The sequence below is a fragment of the Halosimplex amylolyticum genome (assembly GCF_051414035.1).
In the GTDB taxonomy this organism is placed as follows: domain Archaea; phylum Halobacteriota; class Halobacteria; order Halobacteriales; family Haloarculaceae; genus Halosimplex; species Halosimplex amylolyticum.
In genome coordinates, this window is the sequence record NZ_JBLKNW010000005.1 from 84,447 (window position 1) to 105,330 (window position 20,884).

Below are 20,884 nucleotides of genomic sequence, written 5' to 3' on the forward strand. Positions count from 1 at the left end.
CTGGTGTATTATTCGTCGAGATAGCCGAGCGACTTGAGGCGGTCTTTGACCTCGTCCTCGTCGACATCCTCGAAGTCGTCGTCCTCGGTCTCTTGCTCGACGCGGTAGAGCACCTCCTCCATCACGTAGGTGATGTACTCCGCGGACGAATCGAACTCGGTCCGAGGGAGGCGATCCTCGACTCGGTCGACGATCCGACTCGGGAGTTCCACCGACTGTCTCTGTTGCTGACTCATACTGTCCCCAATGTGTCAAGGAAGATATCGTAAACGCACATAATGCTTTCCCTTCACGCAGTTTCGAGTCCGATCCGACCGCACGTACCTCGGCAGTGCCAGTCCTGGTCCGGAGCGAGAAATCTAGACCACTGTCCGCTACCAGTTACTTCGGCCGCCCGAGTTTCGGTTCCCGAGGAAGTACCCCGTTCCAGCGGCTACCACGATGAGGATGACGAACCCCGCCCCCAGGAGGAACGAACTGTCGAGGACGCCTGCCAGGGGTGATGATTTGCCGGATGCAGTCTCACGATTCTCACTCCCCGACCCCGCGGTCGGTGCCTGCTCCGACGCTGGCGCCGTCGAGGTACCTGCCGCCGTAGTCGGCGCCGCTTCGTCGGTCCCTGTCGCCGTGCCGGACTGCTCGATGGCAACTGACCCCGCTTCGTAGGCGTCGATACGGATCTCCTCCGAGTTCTCGTCGAAGAGGACGGTCGCACTATGATCGAGCTTGAGCGCGGTCGAATCTGACGGATCACCGACGAGCTGAAGCGTGATACGAGCCAGCGTCGGATCGTCGACGCTTTCGACCGAAACCTGGGTGAGGTTGACTCGTCCCGCCTCTTGATCGATATTAACGATCGGCTCCGAGAAGTCGGCGCCGCTAATCGAGACGACGCGGACGACCGACGGATCGTAGGTGATGCTCGCCTCGTATCCCGAGACGCCGTCGGTACGCGCCTGCAGGGCGACCGTCGCGTTCGTGCCCGAGACGCCGCTCGCGGACCCGACCGAGATATTCGTCGCTTCTTGAGTACTACCCGCGACTGAACCGACCGCACCGACACAGAGCAGTCCGGCTATCGCGACGAACAGGAGGGCAGTCGTTCGGGACGACAGTATCATCGTCATGGACAACCTGTTAACGTGGCTTCAAGCTTTGGGGATCGGTGAGAGAGACGCCGAGGCGTTAGCCGTCGACGATCCGCTGCTGGACGAGCAGGACGTCACCGGCGTCGATGTCGCCGTCGCCGTCGACGTCTGCTGCTTCCTCGTCGATACTCACGTCGTCGCCGACGATGTAGCGCTGGAGCAAGACCACGTCACCGGCGTTGATCTGCCCGTCGCCGTTCACGTCTCCGTCCCCTGGTTCGTCGTTCACGACGACGCCCTTCTCGTAGGAGAGCGAGGAGATCGACGCCGCGTCCTCGTCGAACAGCGCCGACTCGCTGCTGTCGACGGTGACGTTCGACTCGCCCGCGGCGGTCACGTTGAACTTGATGCGCGCAAGTGTTGGCTTGTCGATACCCTGGGTTTCGGCCTGCGTGAACGTCACGACGCCGTTCTCGTTGTCGACGTTCACCGTCGGGTCGGCCAGATCCGCACCGACGACGTCGGTCACTTCCAGTGCACTCTCGTTAAACTCGACGCGGAGTTCGTAGCCCGCAACGTTGGCAGCGTCAGCGGTCACGTCGACGGTCGCAGTCTCGCTGATAGGTGCTTTCGCGTCCTCGACCTCGACCGTTCGCGTCAGGAACGGTTCGTAACTGACGTTCTCGGAGACTCGATCGCGCGGGCCGTCGGGGTTCGAGTCGACGGCTGGTCCGTCGGCAGTCCCCCACCAGTTGTTCTCGGCTGAGAGTATGTCGCTGCCGGACGTATTCACACCGTACTTGGTGTTCCCCCCGAGGTCGTTGTAGTGTATCGCGACGGCACTCGTCGTTTCTGCATTGACGTATACGCCCTGTTCGTTGTTCGTGAGTTCGTTGTGGAAGACGTCGATAGACGCGATCTCACCGCCACTTCGTGAAATCAATCCGACTCCACTGTTAGCAGCCGTTACGTCATTGTCTTCGATCGTGACGGAGCGGACTATACTGTCCATATCACTCGTCTCGACTTCGATACCTACCTGACCGGTCGAATCTACGGTGTTGTCCTGAATCGCGACATCTTTGATAGTTGCATTATCCGAGAAGGCCAATACCTGAATACCGTCGTAATTCGCGTTCTGGATTGTGTTGTCCGCAATTGTAATATCCTCAATATCGGATACCCCTGTCCGACCGACGACGTTGATTCCATATCCGATGTTCGACATTTCGTTCTTCGTCGCCGTCATGTTGGAAAGCAACGCACCGTCCTCCCTACTGAGATAGGCGACCGCATTGGTCAGATCGGTGAACGAATTGTGGCGGACTGTGACTCCCTCAATGGACTTCGTTCGCCCAACCTCCGGGAAGACGCCGAAGGACTGGTACTCTTGGACCTGAAACCCTTCGATCACCACATTATCTGCTGCCGGAGTCAATTTGAATGCGGTCGTTTTTACTCCGTTTGAGTCCAAGATCGGTGCACTATTACCCGCACCGGCGGTGATATCGCCAGTTTCCCCGACAAGCGCGATATTTGGCTTATCAATGACTACCGATTCATTATATACTCCAGTAGTCACATTGATCGTTGCGCCGTTTGGTGCTGCGTCCACCGCGGCTTGGATGCTCACATAGACGTTGTCATCATCTTCGTTCTCGTCTACGCCGAGGTTACCGTCATCATCAACTCTATCTTGCGTTTCAACGATAAAGTCGGCACTACCCAGCTCTGCCCCACCTACAACACCTGGGGCGCAGGCTGAGAGGACGAGAATCGTTACGATTGCGATGCTACCCACACCAGATGGATCATTCGTACCCATCCTCACACCTGCCTAAGTAATCGTATGATAGACATAATAATGTTACCGTTAATCTGCACGTATCGAGTTAGAGGATGGTACTATCAGATGTGGAACCTGTACTACTCCGGATCTCATTCTGAGTGCCGAGCCCGAAATTCTACTGTCCTCTGATGGTTCTATACCTGGGCGACACCAAGGGGAAGTCTAATCAAGAAGCGTTTAAGAACAAAAAAGCGTGTCCCGGTCTGTGAATAGTACTGCCACCTGCTCATTCTACTTTTCGAGACACAACTTTCATAACAGTGTTTAGAGTAATCCAAAATATGTCCAATCGGGAATACACAGAACCGGAACTGCGTAGATACGGAAGGTTCTCGGATCTTACAGACGGTGGTGGGGGAGCTGCAGAGGACTCATTTGCTGGTGGAAACTCATGATTAAACGATGATCCGGTGATGGAATCATACAACCTGTATGGTCTGCAGGTCGCAAGTACTATCGGGATAGATGGCCTCACGAAGAGGCGGTTCCGGAGGTATGACGCTCACATCCAGACCGCTAATGATCTTCAAAGTGAGGTCTGTTCTGACTCCCAGCAAGTCTCTCTCTCTTGGCCACAAATTGGTGATTTTCTCATCCAAGATGGCTCTTTGATAACACATGTGCCAGCGGATAATACTGATGAAGCGGATCTACGGAACGTTCTATTAGGCACCTGCCTTGCGACGCTGTGTCATCAGCGAGGTCTTCTTCCGATTCATGGAAGTGTCGCCGAGGTCAATGGTCAAGCCATCGGCTTCATCGGCCCGAAATTGGCAGGAAAGTCAACATCAGTAGGTGCTCTGATAGAACGAGGACATGGATTCGTGGCGGACGATATTCTGGCAGTCAGATTTGAAGAAGGACAGCCAGTCGCGATTCCTGGATTTCCGCTATCGAAACTAGAGCCACAGTGGGTCAGCAACTCGTTCCCGGGGGGACCAGCCCAGAACCCCGAAACTGGTCGCGGAAAATATTATTACGACGTGTCCGACGCGTTCGAACCGGACCCCATTCCACTCTCCACGATTAATCTGCTTGAACCCATTACTGCTACCAGCGTTGAAACCGAACCAATATCCGGACACGAGGCCGCGATGACGCTCGTTCAACACGCTTGGCCGACCCGATTGCGTGCTTCTTCTACAGTAACCGAGTGGACTGGAGACGATGGTCCCGCTCTCGATCGCTATGCGCGTTTAGCTGAACACTGCCCCGTCCAACGGCTCTCAGTCGACCACTCACACGGGTCGCTAACCGAGCTCGGGCAGGACTTGGAGGCGGCCCTGTGAGTACTACTTCGATGCTCAGAAAACTTGAGCTGATTCTTCTCCTGACCTCGGTGAGGAGTGAGACTAACAACCGATTTGCTGTTGAGATGAACTGAGATCTCTGTATGTCGGGAATCGTCGGTATCGTCTGTCGCGACGGTTCGAGTGTCGATCCATCGTCGCTCGACATACTGTTGCGTGACATCGATCACAGAGGGCCCGACGACGCTGGCTGGCTCTCTCGCGGCCCCTGTGGAATCGGACAACAGCGGTCTATCACAACGCCCGAAGCCGCGCACGAAGCGACACCGGAATCGACGGATGAGTATCTATTGACGGCAGATGCACGGATCGACAACCGCTCGGAACTCGTGGGCCAACTTGACGTTGAGGCCGACCCTGTCGTTACAGACGCCGACCTGATATTGGCCGCATACGATGAGTGGGGCCATTACTGTCCGAAACACTTGGTCGGCGCGTATGCGTTCGCCATCTGGGACTCTAGCGCTCAACAGCTCTACTGCGCACGTGACCACGCCGGAGTCAAGCCGTTCTACTACGTGACCACCGAGGAAACGTTCGCGTTCGCTTCCGAACTGCATCCGTTGCTCGATTGTGGGTTCGCCTCGACCGACCTCGACGAAGTCGCGATCGCCGACTACCTCGTGGGGTCGTGTCACGACACTACGCAAACGATCTATCGCGATATTCGCCGATTAGCGCCCGCCCATTGGGCAGTGATCGACACCGATTCCCTCGAAACTGGCCAGTACTGGTCGCTCGACGGACCGACGATCGAACTTGGTTCCGAGGAGGCATACCTTTCCGAGTTCGAGCGCCGGTTCGAGGCGGCCGTTCGCACCCGACTCCGAACGCCCTCCAACACGGGCATCGGATCACTGTTGAGCGGAGGGCTCGATTCCTCTTCGATTACCTGTACTGCGGCGCGTCTCAGCGACGGACCCTTCCCGACCTTCTCGCTTGGATTCGATGATATCCCGGCGGCGGACGAAGGCGAATTTATCGATGCTGTGCGTGAATCGTTCGATCTAGATTCACACGTCGTTCACGGCGAGACGCTGTCGCCAATGGGTCCGTTGGATGCGATGCTCGACCGCGTTGCCGCCCCCTTCGTCGCGAACAACGCGTATCTTCACTGGGCGTTGTACCGAGCGGCTGACGACGCAGGTACGTCTGTCCTCCTGGACGGTTTCGGTGGTGATCAGACGGTGTCTCACGGGACCAGTAGGCTCTCTGAATTAGTACTCGACGCTCGGCCACTGACCTTTACACGGGAACTGGCGACACACGCAAGCCGTTTCGACTTGTCTCTCCACGAGGCACTCTTCCGGTACGTCGCGATCCCGCTCGCGCCAGATCCGGTCCGGCATGCGTGGCGTCGATGTTTCTCAACGAGCGACCCGCTCGAACGCCGATCTTCTGTCGTCGACGAAGCGTTCGCACAGCGGCTTGACCTCCGGACACGCGTGGCTACGCTGTTCTCTCCGCGACAGCCGACCGCTCGGGCAGACCATCGGAGAGTTGCTCCGGGCGGACTCGAAGCGCACAATTGCGAAATCGCGGATACGTTCGCGGCGTCGTATGGGATCGAACCCCGATACCCGTTTTTCGACCGCCGACTGATGGAGTTCTGTTTCCGGGTCCCGAGCGACCTGAAGTTCCGGGACGGCTGGCGCCGATGGATCCTCCGCAACGCACTCTCAGACAGACTACCCGATCGTGTCCGAAACCGTACCACCAAAGGGAACCTCGGCACGGCGTTTTACCAGACGCTTCGAAACAAAAACGGAGACGCACTCCGAGAGACGGTCGACAGCGAACCGTTTCCGCCGTGGCTCGATCAGAGCGCAGTTCATGCACACGTTGAACAGTTCCTTGATGGCGACGACTCGAACGCGCTCGCCAACGTCTGGCGTCCTGCGGTTCTGTGTCGCTGGTATGAACGCCGCGATCGATAGCCAGACATCCGTTGTTCCTGGCCTGTCATTCGAAGCATTCGAGCGGTACTCCTGCAGTAGACTCGTTTCGACCGCCCGATCAACCGAAACCCTGGCGGACTGGAAGGGCGAGGGCGCTCCGGGAACCCCGGACCCACAAGCACTGGAGCGACCGCAGGGAGCGAAGCGCGCAGTGCGGTCCGCGGGACCGGAGCGCCCCGAGGGCTTCCAACGCCCCTCTCCCCTCTGATAACATCCGCCATTCTTCCGTTCGTCACCCACTGTTCCAGCCGAACCGTTTTTATCCCGGATTGATCTGATCGTTGTACTGTGACTTCGAACGGTGGCGACGATGGACACTCCGTTGGCGGGCACACATTCGTCGCGAGCGAGGACGTACTCGTTTCCGAGGTGGACGACGAACTCGTACTCCTCGACGAGGACGCCGAGATCTACTATGGGATCAACTCGGTAGGGGCGTTCCTCTGGGAGCAACTGAGCGAACCAAAGACAGTCGAAGAACTCGAAACTGCGACCGCTTCGGAGTTCGACGTCTCTCTCGAGGAGTGCCGCGGTGACGTTCGGTCGTTCGTCGACGACCTGTACGACACGGAGCTGGTCGAACGGGTATGAGCGCACTCCGGTCGTTTGCCGAACTGTCCACACGACGACGACGGCTCCTCCTCACAGCCCTCACGGTCACCGTCGTTGGACGGGTCGGTCTGGCGACCATCTCGTTCCGTCGAGTTGCATCGCTCCTCTCGTGGGTTCCGACTACGAACGGACCGTCCCCGACCCGAGCGGATATCCACTGGGCGGTCGTCGTCGCGAGTCGGCAGGTCCCCGGGACGACCTGTCTCGAGCGTGCCCTTACCGCCCAGACGCTCTGTCGCCGCTACGGACGGCCGGCGAGACTGTATGTCGGCGTCGACCGCGACCCCGATCACGGCGAGTTTTCCGCCCACAGCTGGGTCGAGAGCGAGGGCAGTGTCCTGGTCGGCGACGAAGTTGATCTCGGCCGGTTCGAACCGCTCGGGGTGGTGGACCAGGTGTGACCGCGTTGCAGACGCTTTGCCGACTCACAGCGCCGACCGGTGACGACGAGGCCGAAATCCCAGACTCTGTCGACTGGGAACGCATCATGGAACTCGCCGACAAACACGGTGTACTCGACCACTTCGGGGCTGCGATCGCCGACTGTACGGCTGTACCCGACGATATCCAGGCGAGAGCACAGTCGCGGCGCCGGTCGCAGACGATGCGGAGCCTCCGGCTGACGACGGCCCTCGCTACCGTCTATTCTGGGTTCCGGACGGAGTCGATTCGGGCACTCCCGTACAAGGGGCCGGTGCTGAGCGCGATCGCACACGGCGACCCAGGAAGCCGACGGTACGTCGATATCGACGTGCTCGTGGCGCCCGCAGACTTCGAACGCGCTCGCGCCGTGCTTCGCTCCAACGGGTATCGCGAGGTCGAACGGTTGCGCGGGCTGGGCGAGACCGTGTTCGAAGACGACGAAACGACGGTCGACATCCACCAGAGCATCCTCCCGCGATACCTTCCGCTGTCACTGTCCAGAGACGAACTGTGGGGCCGACGTGTGTCTGTCGACGTAGGCGGCCATACTCTCCCAGCACTCCATCCTATCGACCGATTCATCATTCTCTCGGTCCACGGGACCAAACACTGCTGGTACAAACTCGCCTGGATCCACGACATCGCAACGCTTCTCGCTACCGATCACGCCGACTGGGCGGCGGTGCGCGACCATGCTACGGAACTTCACTGTCTCCGTCACGTTAGACTCGCTTGCTGGCTTGCACATCGCCGGTTCGGCGTCACCATTCCCTCCGTACTCGACCCGACGTTTGATCCCGTCGTCCCCGCCCTCGGGGAGCGGATCGACGAGCGACTGGTATCGTCGACGGCGTCGCCGCCCACTGACCGCGAACAGTTCTCGGTGCAGTGGCACGCGCTCGCCCGTCGGCGGGACAGGCTTCGGTACGTGACCCGTCTCGCGACGATCCCGAGTGAGGACGATATCCAGTCTATCTCACTCCCTAATGCCGCGGCCCCACTCTACCGTGTCGTCAGACCCGCTCGCCTCCTCGCGAAGTTCGGCCGACGGGCGATCGAAGACGGCCGCTGAATCCCACACACTTCCGTAGTTCCCGTCGGGTGACGACCCCATCACTGGGGCGTATGCGAAATAGTACCCGAACGAACACGAGCCTCGGGCATCATCTCTTGGGGATCGCTCTGCCCCATGCTCGCAGAAATATCAATATGGGAAGATACTACGAAAGTCTATAGGAATCGGGAAATAACGTCTTTTTCGTTCGCAATCCATCTATCCTTACTCGTTCTCCACAGACTCGAATTCCGGGCATATCCACTCTTCTTTGGGGGTGTACTCCGTGAGATCACTCGCGTCAGCTGCAACCCATCTATATCGGGGTTTTCCCGTGGAAACCGACTAACACCGCTCGGAATGGGACATACACCCTGGTGACTTCACCGCTGGAATGAACGGATTTGCCAGGCTGTTACGATGGCGACGACCTCCCTATTCGAAGTCTGCTGATCGGTCGATTCAGAGCGATTCGACCGATAAGGAGGCTCTGTGGGTTAATTTCCATGGTAGATGCCCGGTCTTTCCGGATATATCCATGTCACTGTTCGTCTTACTGATCTCCTTGTTATCGGAAACACCCCGGGAAAGCGCCGCTGTACCGCTAACTATTCATTAGGCAGTATTTTGATACGTAGTGCTTTCCCGGAAGTTCTGGCACTCGAATTTTCGGCGTTCGGGCCGTTTCGAACTGATTGCTGTTCTTCCTCACAACGATCTGCTGTCTGCAGCGGTAGCTCTCCTTTCACACCTCATGTTTTGGCCATTAGTAGCGGTATTCCGAGTAGGTTAATTCTCTACGAACAGGGGTCTGAAAACGGGTTGTTCGACTGTTTCGGCTCTCTTTGGGGGGTTGTACCGCGACCAACATATGTGACTTAAATGTAATGTCGTTACTGCCTATTGTCCCGTCTGAGAATGCAAAACTTCGGCTCGGGAAAGTGATAAATATTCGTATGGTCGACCCAAATATATTGAATTTGTTATTATGAGTCTATTGGTACGAAGTACTGGCGGCGCATAGCTTTCGCGCTCATCACTTGCAGCTACTGCGGACGGGAACCAGTGTGTTCAGTCGCCGACAGCGACGCGCGTGCCGTTCTGGACAGCGGACTCGTCGACGGTGACAGTCCACGTCTCATTGCCCGCTGTGACCTCGAAGGTTCCCGGATACGGCAGGACGAAATTGTACTGTCCGTCGGCGGCCGCAGTTGTTTGCTGCCGATAAATGAACGATTCGTTCGGAATCTCTACCGTCGTCCGCGCCTCGACGGTCGTGTTCGCGGGCGCGGTGCCGGTGACGGTCGCGCCAGGGACGAGCGTGAAGACCTTCTTCCGCGTCGACGACGTCGCGAAGACGGCCCGGTAGTGCGAGACGGCGTCGTAGCCCTCCTCCGCCCACCGGCTGCCGTAGGTCACGTAGAGGTGGTGCTGGAGTGTGCCGGGATGGCGGGGGAGCGCTTCGATCACCACGAACCCGGTGTCGTTCCGCAGCCGGTCGTACCACGCCGCGCTCGCCGTCGATCCGTTGTAGATAAACGACGTGTAGTCGGCCCGAGCCCGCGAATAGTTCTGAGAGACGCCGCTGACGAAGTAGTTGAAGACTCGATTCGTGCTCCACCGGCTGAACACGTAGTTTTCGGGATAGGCCCAGTCCCGTTCGTCAGCGTACGAGCCCGTCCACGCCGCCGTGTGATACGTCTCGTCGTCGACGAGGCCGCCCTCGACCTCGCCGGGGAGATAGAAGCCGCTGACGCCGACCACCAGCGCGACGACCACCAGCGTCGCGACGCTCGACCTGACGGTCAGCGAATCGGGGCCGATCCATCGAGTTCGGTCGCTTTCCGAGTTCGATCCGCCCTCGTCGCCGGACTCCGCCTGCGCGCGCTGGACGGGGACGGGGAGTGCGGTCAGGCCGGCGCGGGCGAGGACCCAGACGACGGCAATTCCGGAGAAGACGGCGAGCAGCGGCGCGAGGTGGCCGGCGAAGCGGATCTGCAGCGCGGTCAGGAAGAGCAGCCACCAGCCGTAGACGCTCAACACGAGCCACCGTCGGTCACCAGCGGCCGCGCGGCGGAGCCCCCAGACCATCACGGGGAGTCCGAGCAGAACGAACGGGCCGAGCAGTTCCAGTCCGAGCGCCCGGCCGAGCGTGAACGTCGGTTCCTTCTCCCCGATGTTCGACCGGAAGAGGAGGAACCGCACGCCACCGAGTAATCGGCTGCCGGTACCGGGGACGACGAGAAAGAGAGCGAGTAGCCCGACCAGCGGCCCCCCGACCTCGAGTCCGAGGAGCGTCTCGACGCCCAGTTCCCTGTCACGGACGATTTCTCCGGCCGCCGCGAGGCCGAGGCCGCCGACCAGTAACAGTGCCGGGACGACGGCGACGTCGATCGAGTGCCACCCCAGCGCCAGGTGAAATACCAGGGTGAGCACGGCCGCGATGGCACTGGCGAGCAGGACGAGAGCGTTCTCCCGAAGCGGCGGACGGTCGTCGACGACGTCGAGGGGGACTTTCACCGCGAGATACCCCGCGATGGCGAGCAGGATCAGCGGGCTCCCCTCCCAGGCGAGCGTCTGGCCCGCGATGGCGACGCCCAGCGCGCCTGCGGCCCACGACGCCGGTCGGGCGAAGGGGTCGTCGGCGTCGAGCGCAACGACCCAGAGCAGTGTTCCGAGGGTCGCCAGCAGCCAGACGTAGTCGAAGGCGTGGTGGTCGCCGAACCCGAGTGACGTCCGGAACGCGAACCCCGGCGCCAGGGCGAGCGAGGCGGCGGCCACGAGGCCGACGCGGCGGTCGTCGAGGATCCGCGCCCCGACGAGGTAGACGAACGCACCCGCGAGCAGCGCAGCGACTACGGGATACCAGGCGAGGACGGTCCCGGCGGCCGCGCTGTCTCCGCCGAGGAGACTGGCGGCCCACCACAGCACGGCGAGAAAGAGCGGTTCGCCGGTCGGGAGGTCGACGAGAACTCCCAGGTCGAGGGGGCCGCCCGTGACACGGAGCAACTCCTCGAGATAGAAGCGGTAGGCGTACGGGTCGTTGGCCGTCAACACGACGTCTCCGCCGCGGAACACCTCCGGGTAGATGTACGCCCGCGTCCACACGAACAGCGCGGCGACGGCGAGCGCGACGCCGACGGCGGGGACGTGGCTCGTCGACAGCCGGGTCAGATCGATACGTTCTGTCGGCCGACGATCGGATCGTCCGAATTGAGCCTCCGTCTCGCCGTCACTCGTCGTCCCCCCGCTCTCGACCGCTCGCCTCACTGCGTCGGGATCGGCGAGGCGGTAGCCGCCTCCGGTTTTCTCGACGATGCCCCGATCGACGTAGCGGCCGAACCGCCCGGTGTCGACGGGAGACTCCTCGAACGTCCACGCCTCGGAACCCTCGTCTACTTCGAGAAGCGCCTCCAGCGCGGCCCGGTGGTCGGGGTCGTCTGTGAACTCGTCGAGGGCTCCGTCGTCGGTCATCTGGGTAACCGACTATTCGCGCTGGAAAAAGCCGTTCCGGTCACGGATCCGCATTGGTGGGTCTCCGATTGCCCCCGGTCGCCGCCTCAGCACGTTTCCGGTCGACCGCGAACACGACGCCGGCGACCGCAATCGCGAGGACGAGGATTCGCGGATCGGAGGTGACGTAGAGGCTCGGCGTCGGTGGGCGCCACCACGTGAACGGGTAGAGCCAGGGCCCCGCACGACCTGTCGCGTAGACCCTGAGACCGTCGAGGACGAGTGAGATGACGCCGCCCGCGACCAGGAACGCGTAGGCTCGCCGCCGGTGCCGGCGGGCGAACGCGAGCCCGATCGCCGCGGCGATCAGGAGCACCCCGCCGAGGGTACTCACCGGGGCGTAGCTGAACGGAGCGCCGAGCACCGCCTCGACGACTGCCGAGTCGAGGACGAGTTGCGTCTTCACCAGGTCGGGAATCGCGCTGCCGCACATCCCGACGACGACCCATCGCGACGTGACTGCCGCGACCCTCCAGCTCGCCACCGTCAGTACAACGTACACCGCGAGGACGTGCGTCAGCAGGTCAGCCATCCGTGGGCACCTCGGCCGTTCCGCCCGTCTCGGATCCGTCTTTCGCTCTCGTCTCGAACGCGAGCGTCTCGGTGTCGACGCGCCACTCCCCGAAGAAGACCACGAGGACGAGCACTGCGCCCACCGCGGAGACGGCGTACTTGTAGCGCTTCGACCCACCGGCCGGGTTGACGACCGCGACGTTCGCCGCATCGATCGTTCGGTCGGCTTCGAGCGTCCCGTGGACCTGCACGACCCCACCCGGCTGGACGCGTTCGGTGAATCCCTCGACCGTCATCCGGACGTCGCCCTCGTCGGAGTCGACGCTGATAGTCGCGCGGTCGGCGCCCGCGTCGACGCGCTCGACGGTTCCGGAGACGAACGCTTCCTCGCCGACGTGCGCGCCGTAGTCCGTCGCGAGCGTCTCGCTCTCGGGATACGGGTCGTGTTCGCCCTCCGTCGCGTCGTAGTGGACGCCGAGGCCGACCACCGCGCCGAGGAGGGCGACGGCGCCGACGACTCTCACCAGCGGATGCACGCTCCGGTGTGGACCGCCCGCCGGAATAACGGTTTCGCGCTCGCGTCGGCTTCGACGGAGGTTTATCCCGATCGCTCGTCCGGTCGGCTATGCGCCAGTTCATCGTCCTCGGACACGAGGCGCCGACGAGCGACGACTTCGCGCTCGACGACATCGCCGGCGGCGCCGGCCGCCTCGACGTCCTCTGTCGCTGCGTCACCTCCGCCTTCTTCCTCTCGCACGACATCCGCGAGGCCGTCCGCGTCCACCTCGTCCTGCGTGACGAGTTCACCGTCACGTTCGACGGTCGGACGCTCCGGCGGCTCAACCCCGACGAGCGTTCGACGGCCGCGCTCGTGCGCAACGCCCTCGCCGAGCGCGAGGAAGCCATCGGTCACCAGCCCGTCGAGACCTCCCCCGGCGTGTCGCTCACCCGCCGCGGCTTCGAACCGACGCTCGACGACGCCGCCCGCGGTGGCACCGTCGTCCAGCTCCACGAGGACGGCGACCCCGTCGTCGACGTCGAACCCCCCGAGAACCCCGTGTTCGTGCTCTCGGACCACGACGACTTCGCGGAGCGCGAGGCCGACCTCCTGGCCGAGACGGCCGACGAGCGCGTTCGGCTCGGTCCCGAGCGGCTCCACGCCGACCACGCGATCACTGTCGCGCACAACTACCTCGACACCGACGGGTTCGAGCGGTACTGAGGATCGCCGCGAAGGACGCCCGCGTTCGACCGAGCGCGGCTGGACGCCCGCGTTCGACCGAGCGCGGCTGGACGCCCGCGTTCGACCGAGCGCGGCTGGACGCCCGCGTTCGACCGAGCGCGGCTGGACGCCCGCGTTCGACCGAGCGCGACTGGACGCCCCGCCGTCCACGACTGGACAGCGAAATCCGAGCGCTGGCGTGAACTGCGGATTCGGTCCGGACTCGCAGAAACTGTCGGAGAGAAACACTGACCTCCGAATTCGATAAAGGACTATATACGAGACGCGGTAACGTGGCTGACGCGTGACCAGGTGATCCGAGATTCTCCGCATCGAGTTCCAGACGACCGCGTCGGGCGTCGTCAGCGACCTGATGACCCGGATCCCGGACGTCCGGCGTATCGAGTTCGAGAACGCCTTCTACGCGGACGAGGGCAACTGGATCGAGTCGCTACTCGTCACGACCGGGGGTCCGTTCGACCCGGAGTCGGTGTTGGCGCAGCTCTCGCGGGTCGATCTGTTTCACCACGAGGAGGTGTCGGACGAGTCGGCCGACCGGCGGACCTACCGGTTGACCGTCGTCGCACACGAGCCGTATCCGTTTCTCCTCGGCGTGATACTGCGGGGACAGGCGATCCCGAACCGACTGGAAGTTCACGACGGCCACTCCAACGGGGTCGTCACGGTCAAAGAGTGGGAGTCGTTCCGGACGCTCGCGGACAGGATCCAGGAACAGTTCGGGCGGTTCGAACTCCTGAGCGTGAACCAGGTCGAGACGACGGGCGAAGCGCTCGGAAGCGGCCAACTCGGGCGGGTACTGCGGAACGAACTTTCCCAGGACCAACTGACCGTCCTCCGGATCGCCCACCGGCTGGGATACTTCGACGTGCCGCGACGGGCGTCGGCCGACGACATCGCCACCGAACTCGACATCGCCCAGTCGACGCTCAGCGAACGCCTGCGTCTCGCCGAGAAGCACGTCTTCGACCTGATTTTCTCGGTTTCCGAGAAAGCGACGACCGGCGACACTGACGGATCGTAATCGCGTCTTTCCCCGTCCCGTTCGTTCGACGGGTGCCGGTGCGGGTACGTCCAGTGGCCGTGTGACTGTCTATCGAGGGAGCTGTTATTATCCGGGTTCTGACCCGTGGCACCTTCCCCCGGATATGGGGATACCTAATAAAGGATGATGATCATTGGGCCCCTTCGGGAGTAGGTTCAGGCAGATACCATCGAAAGCCACGGATGCAATGGTGCAGGACAGACCCATGGAGATCGAGACAGGGAAGACATCGCGACGACGATTCATTCGGATCGCGGGCGCGGCGGGACTCGCAGGGATGGCGGGTTGCCCAAGCGATCAGAACGGCGACGGAACTGCCGGTGACGGGGACGGTGACGGAAGCGACGGCGGCGACGGAAGCGACGGCGGCGACGGAGGCGACGGCAGTGACGGAGGCGACGGCAGTGACGGCAGTGACGGCGGCGGTGGCGGCGGGAACTCCATCGAGACGCAGTTCTGGGAGGAGTGGCCGGTCGAGACGAAAGGCGTCGACGTCAACGACGAGGCGGTCCAGTTCGAGTACACCGCGGTCGAGGGCGAGGCGCTGCCCGAGCTTACCGTTCACTTCGCGCAGGCGGAGACGCCGTGGATGCGCGAGCACGCGTTGATGATACAGCAGTCGTTCAACGACGTCGGCGTGCCGGTCAACCTCGTCAACGTCCAGCCGAGCACTCGCTACGGTGAGTTCTGGCGGGCCGACATCGGCCACCCCGTGCCGGCGGTGATGAACCTCCACGGGCCGGACCCACAGCGCGGTCTCGATCCGAACCCGTTCCTGATGCGGGCACACCCCCAGACGGGCGGGAACTACTACAACTACAAGAACGACGAGATCACGGAGCTCCTCGACGAGCAAGCCCAGACCATCGGCGACCAGCAAGCGCGCGCGGAGATCTGCCACGAGATCCAGCAGAAGCTCAGCGAGGACGCGTACGTCATCGCGTCGAACTTCCCGGACGTCATCAACGTCGCGAACACCGCCAACTGGGAGGGGTACGTCCCCACGCCCGGCAACGGGACGACTCGCGACTCGTTCATCTGGACGCAGGTGAACCTCCAGCCCACGGGCGATTCGACGACGTGGGTCAAGGGCATCACCTCCGGGATGCAGGGGACGAACCTCCCCTGGTCGAGCGGTGGCCAGGAGGAGAAGCGCCTGCTCAACGTCTACGACGGGCTATACGACGCCTCGCCCCAGCTGGAGATCGTCCCCGGACTCGCCACCGGCCACGACGTCGTCGACGACACGACCGTCGAGATGGACCTCCGTGAGGGCGTGACCTGGCACGACGGCGAGCCGTTCTCCCCGGAGGACGTCAAGTTCAGCGTCGAGAAGTACAAACAGCACACGGCGCCCCAGCAGGGGCCGTTCTACACCCCGATCGACAGCGTCGAGGTGCTCTCGGAGAACGGTGGCGGACGCGTCCGGTTCAACCTCAAGCAGCCCGACGCGTCGTTCCTCACCCAGCGAGCGGTTCGAAGCGCGATCATCCCGAAACACCGCTGGGACGACGTCGACAGCCCCGGGCAGTACAACCCGGACAACCCGGTCGGCACCGGCCCGTTCAAGTTCGAGAGCTGGTCGCAGGGCGAGGAGCTCCGGCTCACGAAACACGAGAACCACTGGCTGTGGGACGACGACATCCGCAGGGACCTCATCGGCGAGGAGTACTTCGTCGCCGGCGACGGCATCGACGGGATGGTCCACGCCAACGTCGGCAACGTCTCGACGCTCATCGGCGCGATGCAGTCCGGCGACATCGACGCCATCGGGACGACGGTCTCGAACCAGCAGGCCGACCGCGCTGCGAACTCGAGCGGCGTCGAGAAACAGATCTCGGAGAACTACGTCCCTACCGACGTCCACCTCAACCACATCGTCCCGCTGTTCCGGGACAAGACGTTCCGCGTGGCGCTGAGCCACGCCGTGGACAAGCAGGGGTTCGTCGACAACACGCTCGGTGGCCGTGGAACGGCCATCGAGGGGCAGAACCTCATCACGCCGCTGTTGAACCCCTACTACACCGAGGTCGAGCCCTACGAGTACGACGTCGACCAGGCCCGGACGCTGCTCCAGCAGGCGGGCTACACGTTCAACGGCGACGACATGCTCGTCTGGCCCCAGGGTGACGCCTGGGAGGCCTTCGCCGAGCGCGTCGAAAACGGTCACGCCAGCCGCACCGACCTCGACCAGCCCGACTTCTCGTAACGGGCACATCCACCAATGAGCTTTCGACGATTTCTGATAAAACGAACCCTCATCGCCGCGATGCTGACGCTGATAGCGGTCAGTGTCATCTTCGCCACGCTTCGACTGTTACCCGCCGACCCGTTCAGCGGGCTGGTCGCCTCGGGCGCACTCACACCGGAGCAAGTCGAAGACGTGCGCGCGATGTACGGACTCGACGAACCGATCTACGTACAGTACATCAAATACATCCAGAACCTGTTCACGTTCCAGTTCGGGGTCTCGCTGACCCAGCAGCGGCCGGTCGGCGAGATCATCGTTCCCGCGCTGATGAACACGCTCGTCCTGCTGTTGCCCGCGCTGGTCGTGACGGCGATCGTCAGTTCGCTCGCCGGCATGTACGCCGGCTGGAACCGCGGGTCGTGGTTCGAACAGTCGAGCATCGTCGTGACCACGGTCTTCCGCGCCGTCCCGATCTTCGTGACCGGGATCTTCCTGCTCATCATCTTCTCGTACGGGCTGGGCTGGCTCCCGGCGTTCGGGATGCGCAGTTCGCTGGCGAACCCGGACGGCTACCTCGAGACGTACCTCTCCGTCGACTTCCTGAAACACTACATCCTCCCGTTCACGGCGACGGTGTTGTTCTACAGCGGCGACTTCCTGATGCTCGCCCGCAACTCGGTCGTCGAGCGCAAGGGTTCGGAGTTCCTCATGCTTCACCGCGCGAAGGGCCTGTCGGACATGGAGCAACTCGGCCGGGCCGGCCGCAACTCCCTGTTGCCGCTGGTGACCTACTTCGCCCTCCGGACGGGGATGCTCTTCCAGGGCGTCATCACGCTGGAAGTCGTCTTCGCGTGGCCGGGCATCGGCCGCGCGCTCGTCCAGGCCATCCTCAACCAGGACTATCCCACGGTGCAGGCTGCGGTGTTCATCATGGCGCTGGCGGTCATCGTGATGAACCTCACGGCCGACGTCGCGTACGCGAAACTGGACCCGACGGTCGAGGCAGGTGACGTCTGATGTCGGGATACTCCTTCGACACCGACACGGCGAAAGAGCGCCTCCGATCGGAACTCGGGCGGGCGAGACGCACGCTGCGTTTCGTCCTCGAAGACAACTCGGCGAAGGTCGGCTTCGTCACCATCGTCGTGTTCGGGTTCCTCGGCGTGTTCGGGCCGTACATCGCCCCGTACCACCCGATCGAGGACACGCTCCAGCGAGGTGGGACGATGATGCGCCTGCAGTCCCCGGGCGGGAAGGCGATCCTCGGGACGACGTCGTTCGGAAAAGACGTCTTCAGCCAGTTCCTCGCCGGCGCGCGACCGACGCTGATCGTCGGCCTGTTCGGCGGCGTCGGGACGGGCGTCGTGGGCTTCCTCGTCGGCCTCACGAGCGGCTACTTCGGCGGCCGCGTCGACGAGTTCCTGATGCGGCTGACCGACCTGACGTTCGCGCTCCCGTTCCTGCCGATGGCGCTGGTGATCCTCTCGTTCGTGACGCCGAGCATCTGGGTGATCACCGCCGTGCTGGTCGTCTTCCTCTGGAAGATGCCCGCCCGGGTCATCCGTTCGGAGGTGATGACCGTCAAAGAGCGGACGTTCGTCAAGTCCGCCCGCGCCAGAGGCGCCGGCCACATGCGGACGATGTTCCTGCACGTGGCGCCGAACGTGCTCGGGATCGGCTTCCTCTACACCGCCTACGCCGTCGGCTGGTCGATCGTCGCCGGGGCGTCGCTCGCCTTCCTCGGCTTCGGCGACCCGACGACCACCTCTTGGGGCCGGATGCTCCAGCAGGTGTTCCGCTCGGGCGCCATCCGCGTCGCCTGGTGGTGGGTCCTGCCGCCCGCGATCGGTATCGGCGCCGTCACGACGGCCGTCTTCCTGGTCGGCCGGGCGTTCGAGGAGATAGTCAACCCCGACCTGCAAACGGAGCAAGAATGAGTCTACTCGAAGTCGACGACGTGAAGATCACGTATCGCATGCCGGGCAGCGACGTCCACGCGGTCAACAACGTCTCCTTCTCGATCGACGAGGGGGACACCTACGGGCTCGTCGGCGAGTCCGGCTGTGGCAAATCGACGCTAGCGAAGTCCATCCTCGGGCTGCTCGACGACAACGGCCAGATCCGCTCTGGCAGTATCCGCTTCGACGGCCGCGAGATGATCGACCTCTCCGAGAAGGACTGGATGTCCGTCCGCTGGGAGGACATCGCCTACATCCCGCAGAGCGCGATGGATTCGCTCGACCCCGTGATGTCCGTCGGCGCGCAGATCCGCCAGGCCATCCGCAAACACCGCGACGTGACGAAGGCGAGTGCCAACGAGCGCGTCGCCGAGGTGTTCGAGATGGTCGGCCTCGACCCGGCTCGGACGAACGACTACCCACACCAGTTCTCCGGCGGGATGCGCCAGCGCGTCACCATCGCGATGGCGCTCGCGCTCGAGCCGGATCTGCTCATCGCCGACGAGCCCACGACCGGGCTGGACGTGATCGTCCAGGACAAGATCATGGACAAACTGATGGAGATCCAGGAGGAGATCGGGAGTTCGCTCCTGATGATCACCCACGACGTGGGCGTCGTCGCCGAGTCGTGCGACGAGGTGTCGGTGCTGTACGGCGGGAAAGTGATGGAACAGGGCGACACGGACCACGTCTTCCGCACGCCGGCCAACCCCTACACGATGGGGCTGAAAAACGCCTTCCCGGAGGTCGACGAGTTCGACCAGCAGGCCATCTCGATCCCCGGGTCGCTCCCGGACCTCATCGGCGAGCCGACCGGCTGCGTGTTCCGCAACCGGTGTCCGTTCTCCACCGAGCAGTGCGAGGAGGCCCACCCGCCGCTCGTCCAGGCCAACGGGCAGGTGTCGGCCTGTTACTACACTGACGAGGCCGACGAGATGCGCGACGAGGCCGACGACGCCGGCACGTGGGGGATCGATGTCCGCGAGGAACGCGACCGTTCGGCGGGTCCCGGCGACGTCATCCTCGAGACGGACGGCCTCGAGAAGTGGTTCAGACAGCCACAGGGGATCCTCGACGACCTGCGCGGCAGGGAACCGGACTACGTGAAGGCGGTCAACGACGTGAACCTCACCGTCCGCGAGGGCGAGATCCTCGGCGTCGCCGGCGAATCGGGCTGTGGCAAGTCGACGCTGGCCGAGGTGATCGCCGCGCTCCAGGAGCGGACCGGCGGCGAGATCTACATCGACGGCACGCCGGTGGACGACCTGCTGGAGGAGAGCACGCGGACGTTCCGCTCGCAGGTGCAGTTCATCTTCCAGGACCCGTTCGACTCGCTCAACCCGCGCCAGCGGGTACGCGCGGCGGTGTCCGAACCGCTGAAGATCCAGGGGCACGACCGCGAGACCATCGACCGCCGCGTCCGCCAGACGATCGAGGACGTCGGGCTCAAGCCCGCCGAGAAGTACCTCGACAAGCTGCCGGCCCAGCTCTCGGGCGGGGAGCGCCAGCGCGTCGCCATCGCGCAGGCGCTCGTGCTCGAACCGCAGCTGCTCATCTGCGACGAGCCGGCGTCGATGCTCGACGTCTCGCTGAAGGCCAACATCCTCAACATCCTCCGGAACATGGCCGACGACCGCGACATCGGCATCGTCTACATCTCGCACGACCTGGCGAGCCTCACGCAGATCGCCGACCGACTCGCGGTGATGTACCTCGGCAAGATCGCCGAGATCGGGTCCACCGAAGACGTGGTCCGCACGCCGAAACACCCCTACACGGCGTCGCTGCTGTCGGCCTCGCCGAAGACCGATCCCGACGCCGACCGCCAGCGGGTGCTGTTGCCCGGCGAACCGCCGAACCCGGTCAACCTGCCCGACGGGTGTAACTTCGCGCCCCGGTGCCCGAAGTCCCAGGCGGAGTGTCGCGGCGAGGAACCGGCACGGGACGCGTTCGAGGAGGGCGACCACGAGGCGGCCTGTTTCTTCCCCGTCGAAGAAGTCGAGAGCGAACTGCTGGAGCAGTACGCCGAGGCGCACGAAGAGACGGTTTCGGAAGTCGTCAGCGACGAAGCGACGCCGTAGCGACCGGTCTATCGCCGCTGATCGCTGTTTTTCCGACTCGCCGACGGGA

Annotated in this window: 17 protein-coding genes; 11 read left to right on the top strand and 6 right to left on the bottom strand. The window is 62.9% G+C overall.

Translation table 11 applies throughout. The annotated features are described in order from the left end of the window. Positions 1–8 precede the first annotated feature (8 nt). From ACMGFE_RS18720 to ACMGFE_RS18730, 3 genes are all read right to left on the bottom strand, one after another. Positions 9–236: a hypothetical protein gene (locus ACMGFE_RS18720; protein WP_436926774.1), complete on the bottom strand. Its 228-nt coding sequence runs from the start codon at positions 234–236 to the stop codon at positions 9–11. Positions 237–374: 138 nt separating this feature from the next. Further along, a complete protein-coding gene (locus ACMGFE_RS18725) occupies positions 375–1,121 on the bottom strand; it encodes a cohesin domain-containing protein (protein ID WP_436926775.1) in 747 nt (248 codons plus the stop codon). Positions 1,122–1,185: 64 nt separating this feature from the next. Next, complete coding sequence (locus ACMGFE_RS18730) at positions 1,186–2,889, bottom strand: dockerin type I domain-containing protein (RefSeq protein ID WP_436926776.1); 1,704 nt, start codon at positions 2,887–2,889, stop codon at positions 1,186–1,188. 461 nt (positions 2,890–3,350) lie between these two features. Here ACMGFE_RS18730 and ACMGFE_RS18735 point away from each other — a divergent pair, with 461 nt between their 5' ends. The 5 genes from ACMGFE_RS18735 to ACMGFE_RS18755 all read left to right on the top strand — a co-directional run bounded on the left by ACMGFE_RS18735 (position 3,351) and on the right by ACMGFE_RS18755 (position 8,312). Next, positions 3,351–4,226: a hypothetical protein gene (locus ACMGFE_RS18735; protein ID WP_436926777.1), complete on the top strand. Its 876-nt coding sequence runs from the start codon at positions 3,351–3,353 to the stop codon at positions 4,224–4,226. A gap of 104 nt (positions 4,227–4,330) precedes the next feature. Next, on the top strand, positions 4,331–6,184 hold the full coding sequence (locus ACMGFE_RS18740; RefSeq protein ID WP_436926778.1) for an asparagine synthase-related protein: 1,854 nt from the start codon (positions 4,331–4,333) through the stop codon (positions 6,182–6,184). 309 nt (positions 6,185–6,493) lie between these two features. Further along, positions 6,494–6,796, top strand: coding sequence for a PqqD family protein (locus ACMGFE_RS18745; protein WP_436926779.1), 303 nt, complete (start codon positions 6,494–6,496; stop codon positions 6,794–6,796). Further along, positions 6,793–7,218, top strand: a complete 426-nt coding sequence (locus ACMGFE_RS18750; protein ID WP_436926780.1) for a lasso peptide biosynthesis B2 protein — start codon at positions 6,793–6,795, stop codon at positions 7,216–7,218. Before ACMGFE_RS18745 ends, ACMGFE_RS18750 begins: the two co-directional genes overlap by 4 nt. After that, entirely contained in the window at positions 7,215–8,312 is a 1,098-nt protein-coding gene (locus ACMGFE_RS18755) for a nucleotidyltransferase domain-containing protein (protein WP_436926781.1), read from the top strand. Before ACMGFE_RS18750 ends, ACMGFE_RS18755 begins: the two co-directional genes overlap by 4 nt. Before the next feature lie 1,053 nt (positions 8,313–9,365). On the opposite strand, the gene ACMGFE_RS18760 is transcribed toward ACMGFE_RS18755, so the two are convergent. From ACMGFE_RS18760 to ACMGFE_RS18770, 3 genes are read right to left on the bottom strand one after another with little or no spacing between them, the layout of a single operon-like run. Next, entirely contained in the window at positions 9,366–11,768 is a 2,403-nt protein-coding gene (locus ACMGFE_RS18760) for an STT3 domain-containing protein (protein WP_436926782.1), read from the bottom strand. A gap of 40 nt (positions 11,769–11,808) precedes the next feature. Further along, positions 11,809–12,339: a metal-dependent hydrolase gene (locus ACMGFE_RS18765; protein WP_436926783.1), complete on the bottom strand. Its 531-nt coding sequence runs from the start codon at positions 12,337–12,339 to the stop codon at positions 11,809–11,811. Further along, positions 12,332–12,856, bottom strand: a complete 525-nt coding sequence (locus ACMGFE_RS18770) for an OB-like fold-containing membrane protein (RefSeq protein ID WP_436926785.1) — start codon at positions 12,854–12,856, stop codon at positions 12,332–12,334. Before ACMGFE_RS18770 ends, ACMGFE_RS18765 begins: the two co-directional genes overlap by 8 nt. 89 nt (positions 12,857–12,945) lie before the next feature. Between ACMGFE_RS18770 and trmY the strand changes: the two genes are divergently transcribed. The 6 genes from trmY to ACMGFE_RS18800 all read left to right on the top strand — a co-directional run bounded on the left by trmY (position 12,946) and on the right by ACMGFE_RS18800 (position 20,835). Then, the gene (gene trmY, locus ACMGFE_RS18775; protein ID WP_436926786.1) at positions 12,946–13,542 is read left to right on the top strand and encodes a tRNA (pseudouridine(54)-N(1))-methyltransferase TrmY; all 597 of its coding nucleotides are present in this window, start codon (positions 12,946–12,948) and stop codon (positions 13,540–13,542) included. 331 nt (positions 13,543–13,873) lie between these two features. After that, entirely contained in the window at positions 13,874–14,584 is a 711-nt protein-coding gene (locus ACMGFE_RS18780; protein ID WP_436926975.1) for a helix-turn-helix domain-containing protein, read from the top strand. Positions 14,585–14,882: 298 nt separating this feature from the next. Beyond that, positions 14,883–16,814 (top strand): ABC transporter substrate-binding protein, encoded by a 1,932-nt coding sequence (locus tag ACMGFE_RS18785; protein ID WP_436926787.1) that lies wholly within the window; start codon positions 14,883–14,885, stop codon positions 16,812–16,814. 15 nt (positions 16,815–16,829) lie between these two features. Continuing rightward, on the top strand, positions 16,830–17,813 hold the full coding sequence (locus ACMGFE_RS18790; RefSeq protein ID WP_436926788.1) for an ABC transporter permease: 984 nt from the start codon (positions 16,830–16,832) through the stop codon (positions 17,811–17,813). Then, complete coding sequence (locus ACMGFE_RS18795; protein WP_436926789.1) at positions 17,813–18,733, top strand: ABC transporter permease; 921 nt, start codon at positions 17,813–17,815, stop codon at positions 18,731–18,733. The genes ACMGFE_RS18790 and ACMGFE_RS18795 overlap by 1 nt, the downstream gene beginning before the upstream one ends. Beyond that, positions 18,730–20,835, top strand: coding sequence for a dipeptide ABC transporter ATP-binding protein (locus tag ACMGFE_RS18800; protein ID WP_436926791.1), 2,106 nt, complete (start codon positions 18,730–18,732; stop codon positions 20,833–20,835). Before ACMGFE_RS18795 ends, ACMGFE_RS18800 begins: the two co-directional genes overlap by 4 nt. The last annotated feature ends 49 nt before the right edge of the window (positions 20,836–20,884 follow it).

What these genes read in the sequence shown, in the direction of transcription:
- ACMGFE_RS18720 (WP_436926774.1), bottom strand. Translation starts at nt 236, where the DNA reads ATGAGTCAGCAACAGAGACAGTCGGTGGAACTCCCGAGTCGGATCGTC.
- ACMGFE_RS18725 (WP_436926775.1), bottom strand. Translation starts at nt 1,121, where the DNA reads ATGATACTGTCGTCCCGAACGACTGCCCTCCTGTTCGTCGCGATAGCC.
- ACMGFE_RS18735 (WP_436926777.1), top strand. Translation starts at nt 3,351, where the DNA reads ATGGAATCATACAACCTGTATGGTCTGCAGGTCGCAAGTACTATCGGG.
- ACMGFE_RS18740 (WP_436926778.1), top strand. Translation starts at nt 4,331, where the DNA reads ATGTCGGGAATCGTCGGTATCGTCTGTCGCGACGGTTCGAGTGTCGAT.
- ACMGFE_RS18750 (WP_436926780.1), top strand. Translation starts at nt 6,793, where the DNA reads ATGAGCGCACTCCGGTCGTTTGCCGAACTGTCCACACGACGACGACGG.
- ACMGFE_RS18760 (WP_436926782.1), bottom strand. Translation starts at nt 11,768, where the DNA reads ATGACCGACGACGGAGCCCTCGACGAGTTCACAGACGACCCCGACCAC.
- ACMGFE_RS18765 (WP_436926783.1), bottom strand. Translation starts at nt 12,339, where the DNA reads ATGGCTGACCTGCTGACGCACGTCCTCGCGGTGTACGTTGTACTGACG.
- trmY (WP_436926786.1), top strand. Translation starts at nt 12,946, where the DNA reads ATGCGCCAGTTCATCGTCCTCGGACACGAGGCGCCGACGAGCGACGAC.
- ACMGFE_RS18785 (WP_436926787.1), top strand. Translation starts at nt 14,883, where the DNA reads ATGGCGGGTTGCCCAAGCGATCAGAACGGCGACGGAACTGCCGGTGAC.
- ACMGFE_RS18790 (WP_436926788.1), top strand. Translation starts at nt 16,830, where the DNA reads ATGAGCTTTCGACGATTTCTGATAAAACGAACCCTCATCGCCGCGATG.
- ACMGFE_RS18795 (WP_436926789.1), top strand. Translation starts at nt 17,813, where the DNA reads ATGTCGGGATACTCCTTCGACACCGACACGGCGAAAGAGCGCCTCCGA.
- ACMGFE_RS18800 (WP_436926791.1), top strand. Translation starts at nt 18,730, where the DNA reads ATGAGTCTACTCGAAGTCGACGACGTGAAGATCACGTATCGCATGCCG.